Annotated in this window: 3 protein-coding genes and 1 pseudogene; all 4 read right to left on the bottom strand. The window is 46.4% G+C overall.

What is annotated here, in order from left to right:
* Positions 1-256: 256 nt before the first annotated feature.
* On the bottom strand, positions 257-784 hold the full coding sequence (locus tag VIN08_RS03330) for a GNAT family N-acetyltransferase (protein WP_331960199.1): 528 nt from the start codon (positions 782-784) through the stop codon (positions 257-259).
* A 155-nt stretch (positions 785-939) separates the two neighbouring features.
* Positions 940-2,226, bottom strand: a pseudogene (locus tag VIN08_RS03325) (NAD(P)/FAD-dependent oxidoreductase); the annotation flags it as partial.
* A 128-nt stretch (positions 2,227-2,354) separates the two neighbouring features.
* Positions 2,355-3,353, bottom strand: coding sequence for a 4-hydroxyproline epimerase (locus VIN08_RS03320; RefSeq protein ID WP_331960196.1), 999 nt, complete (start codon positions 3,351-3,353; stop codon positions 2,355-2,357).
* Positions 3,350-4,694, bottom strand: a 1,345-nt coding sequence (locus tag VIN08_RS03315; RefSeq protein ID WP_331960193.1) for an aldehyde dehydrogenase (NADP(+)), incomplete at its 5' end; no start/stop codon positions are given. The genes VIN08_RS03320 and VIN08_RS03315, both read right to left, overlap by 4 nt.

Below are 4,694 nucleotides of genomic sequence, written 5' to 3'. Positions count from 1 at the left end.
GCCGATATAGCATACCACCCGGAGAAAAAATACTATATCGTTCACATGACCAACGCACCAACGTTAGAAGAAGCGAAACAACTTCGTGATAAATACAGACAGATGTCGCGCTACTCCTTCCGCGATACGTGGATACTGAGTATAGAATAGCAATGAAGCAGAAAGCTTAAAGTGTAAAGCGGAAAGTGAAATATAAACGCATAAACTTCAAACTTTCTGCTTTACACTTTAAGCTTTATCCCGATAGCTATGGGAATCAGCGGGCAACAAGCGGCTTCTCTAAAAGCACAATAGGTAAATTCCGGTTATGCACAGGCAGTGCTTCACTATCCGGTGTTATATAGCGACCTATAAATGAAAAGCCAAAGCCCCGGTAATAGTTGATAAGCGATGGGTTGTTATCCCATGTATCCATGCGAATACAACGTAGTCCTTTCTGCCTCGCGCGACTCTCTGCCCAATCAAGAATTTTCCCGAATAGCCGTTGTCCTTTAAAATCAGGATTCACTACAATTCTGTGCAGGTATATAGCACTGCCATCTTCCATTTCTCTCCAGATAACAGCATCGGTATAGCAAACACTAAACGCAATCGCGATCTCGTCACCTGAAACAATCTTGTATTGATTTCCTTCGTTCACATCTTTTACCAGCACACCCTTGTCATACCCACGCCAAACCGGTGCACCTTTGTTTTCCTGGTAGTTGATCGATTGATCGAACAGACTATATATAAACTCCAGGTCAGCCAATGTCGTGTTCAGAACTTCAAATGCTTCATTCATATAGCATCAAGTTATTGTGAACCTAGGGGATTTCAAAATGAGCTAAAAGCGTAAAGCAGAAAGTGAAAGGCAGCGAACAGGCTTTTTGTGTTCGTCTCTGCATCCTGCGTTATCTGTTCCCGATGACTATCGGGAAAGCGGGAAACAAAATATTTTCAGGAAAACCGTTCGGGATCAAATGGCTTCAATCCTATACTCGTTGCTTCTTCCTGCACCAGTTGCTCTATTAATTTGCCCGTGCCAGGTGCCAGGCTTAAACCCATCATGGAGTGACCTGTGGCGATAATCAGATTTTTATAGCGTGAAGAGCGACCTATATAGGGCAATCCATCCGGAGAGCAGGGACGCAATCCGCGCCATACCGACTCTTGTTGAGGCACCGCTACATTCATTTCCAGATAGTAGGCCGGTATAGTATTGACAATGCCTTTTACACGTTTCATGTTGATAGAACGATCTACACCATTGATCTCCATGGTACCACCAAAACGCAGCGAACTTCCCATCGGTGTAACGGCAACACGTCCTTCGAGGAGTATAGAAGGTATGCGAATATTTTTTGGCACATCGTTCAATGTGAAGCTATAGCCTTTACCTCCCTGCAAGGGTATATCTATACCCAGCCTGGAAGCAAATATACCCGACCATGCTCCGGTAGCAATTATATACTCATTAAAACCTGATTTCTCTCTAGATGTATGTATCCCTGCGATTTGATCGCCATTCACCGCGAAATCCGTTACCGGTGTATGTGGAAGAATAATAACATTTCGCTTCTGTAAATAATCGATCAGGTTCTTCACCAGCTTCTGGGGTATAAGATGTGCATCGCCCGGGAAATATACTCCTCCTCGGGCCGTTACTTTTACCTCCGGTTCCAGTTTTTGTATCTCCGCCAAAGAAAGTATATGCGCTTCTATACCATGCTTGTTGGCGATGTGTGCTGTCTCCGCTTCTTCTTTCTCTGTTTCCTTCGTCTGGTATAGCATCATCAGCCCGCGTTCTTCGTAGCCGAAGTCGAATGGATTATCGCGTACCATCTGCTGATACATGGCTTTGCTCAACAGGCTTATATCTTTCAATGCCGGTATCGCATGTTCTACATGTTCGTGTGTTGCATGCTTATAGAACTGAAGTCCCCATTTAATCAGTTTACCATTTAACCGGGGCTTCACATAAAAAGGACTCTGTGAATTGAACATCCACCGTATACCTTTCGATATCATACCTGGTGCTGCCAAGGGTATAATATGACTCGGCACCACCATCCCTGCATTACCGCTCGAACAATTATCCAACAGGTCACCCTGATCAAATATAGTCACCGCATGTCCGGCCTTTGACAGGTAGTATGCTGTACTCAATCCTATTATTCCGCCTCCGATGATTGCAACTCTTTTCATGTATTGATGTATTGGGGTGTTGATGTGTTGAGGTTTAACGTGCGTACGTAGGCACGTGTGTACGTGTTTATGTTAGAGGAACGTGAAACGATAAACCTTGAACAACAACCTTTAAACTTTTAGCCTTGAACTTTAAACTATATACTTGAAACATTGAGAACTTTAAACTAAATAACCTGGAACCCGTGCACGTATGGATCTTCATCATCGAGGATGATGGTGTTGTAGCCGGTTACGATGGCCCAGCCTTCTATACTGGGGATGATGGCGGGTTTATCTTGCAGTGTTGTTTCTTCTTCGATGCGTCCGGTAAATTTGGAGCCGATGATACTTTCGTGAATGAAGTCTTCGCCTTTCTTTAATTTACCTTTGGCATACCACTGTGCAAGACGGGCCGATGTTCCGGTGCCACAGGGTGAGCGATCTATAGCTTTATCACCATAGAATACAGCGTTGCGTGCAGTAGAGGTTGGATCAATTGTTTTACCGGCCCAGAGTATATGGCTGCATCCGTTGATGGTCGGATCTTCCGGATGTACAAAGGTATATTTCGCATTGATGTTCTTACGCAACGCACGACTCCAACTGATCAGTTGATCTGCCTTGAAGTGTTCCAGCCCCGGAAAGTTCGGTTGTACATCTACAATCGCATAGTAATTACCACCATACGATACATCGAGTGTGAGCTCGCCTAAATCAGGGCATTCGGCTGTTAAGTTCTCGGCTGCGAGATACGCTTTTATATTCCGGATCTTTACCGACTTTACTTTCTTGCCTTCCTGTTTATAGGCAATGGTAATAAGGCCAGCCGGTACCTCCAGCTTTATTATACCCGGTGTTTTTGGAACGATCAGTCCTTCTTCTATAGCAATGGTTACCGTACCGATCGTACCATGACCACACATCGGAAGACAACCACTGGTTTCGATGAAGAGCACACCCATATCGTTCTGCGGATCGGTGGGCGGATAGAGTATACTTCCGCTCATCATATCATGACCGCGCGGCTCAAACATCAGTCCTTTTCGTATCCAGTCGTATTCGCGTAAAAAGTGCTGGCGCTTTTCACTCATGTTCTTTCCCTGCAGAATGGGACCACCACCTGCTACCAATCGCACCGGGTTGCCACACGTGTGGGCGTCAATGCAAAAAAAAGTCTTCCTCAAGCTTGTTGCAGATTTAATGTTGGTATAGCCTCGCGTGTCCAGGCGCTGTTCACGCATCGCCATATATTCAGTTCATTGTTGTTTCGCAGTTCGGGTGGCAGCATACTCTCCGGAAAATCCTGATAGCATACCGGCCGCACAAAGCGATATATAGCATCGGTACCCACCGATGTAAAGCGGCTATCGGTGCTTGATGGGAACGGACCCCCGTGCTGCATTGCTTTGGTTACCTCTACGCCAGTAGGCACACCGTTGTAAAGGAGTCGCCCGCAGCGCGCTTGTAATTGTTCGATCACTTCTTTATATCCCGGCAACTCGTCTGCCAGGCCAAAAATGGTAGCGGTGAGTTGTCCTTTCAGTGAGCATACTACTTTCTTCAGCTCCTGCTCGTCTTCACATTTTACAATGAGTGAGTATGGACCGAACACTTCTTCTTTCAATACGCGGCTCTCTATAAAATCGCGCGCATTTACCAGGGCCAGTGCCGGAGCACCTTGCCGTTCTGCTATGTCCGTTCGTTCTTCTATCAGCGTATGTACACCCCGTTGCTTTAATGCGTCTGCTTTTTTAGCAGCATAAGAAGATGCTATACCCTTGTGCAGCATAGTGCCTGGTGCTGCTTGCGACATCTCTCCTGCTAATTTATTCAGGAATGCCGTGAGCCCTTCGGTATCCAAGGCGATGAGTAGACCGGGGTTGGTACAAAACTGACCAACACCTAATAGTATAGAAGATGCCAGTGTTGTGGGCAGTGTTTTATTCTCGCGAACTATACCCGGAAACAACACAATGGGATTTATACTTCCCATCTCGGCAAAAACAGGAATCGGTTCTTCGCGTTTACAGGCGAGATCAAAGAGTGCTTTACCTCCCTGAAACGATCCTGTAAAAGCAACTGATTTTGTAAGCGGATGCAACACCAGTCGCTGACCGGCTTCTATACTGGTATCGCTTACTTCCTGAAATATATCATGAGGCAAAGCACTTTTGCGTATCGCCTCACGTATAGCAGACGATACCAATGCAGACGTGCGCGGATGTGCGGGATGACTCTTCACTACAACGGTACAGCCAGACGCCAGTGCCGATGCCGTATCGCCACCAGCCGTAGAAAACGCCAATGGAAAATTACTCGCACCAAACACCACTACAGGTCCTACCGGGAAAAGCATTTTGCGCAGATCCGGTTTGGGCAGCGGTTTTCGTTCTGCGTCACCGGTATCAATCGTTGCCTGCACCCAGTCGCCAGCCTGAAGAAGTTGTGCGAATGATTTTAATTGATTGGTGGTGCGACCACGTTCATTTTTCAGTCGCGCTTCCGGCAGGCTCGTTTCTTCACCG

Origin of the sequence: Ohtaekwangia sp. (assembly GCF_036568665.1) — a bacterium.
Classification (GTDB): domain Bacteria; phylum Bacteroidota; class Bacteroidia; order Cytophagales; family Cyclobacteriaceae; genus Ohtaekwangia.
The sequence above is the reverse complement of the archived record's forward strand: the minus strand, read 5'-3'. Positions and strand labels throughout refer to the sequence as shown.

Bases quoted from the DNA above. Each gene is read 5' to 3' on its own strand.
- VIN08_RS03330 (WP_331960199.1), bottom strand. From the start codon at position 784: ATGAATGAAGCATTTGAAGTTCTGAACACGACATTGGCTGACCTGGAG.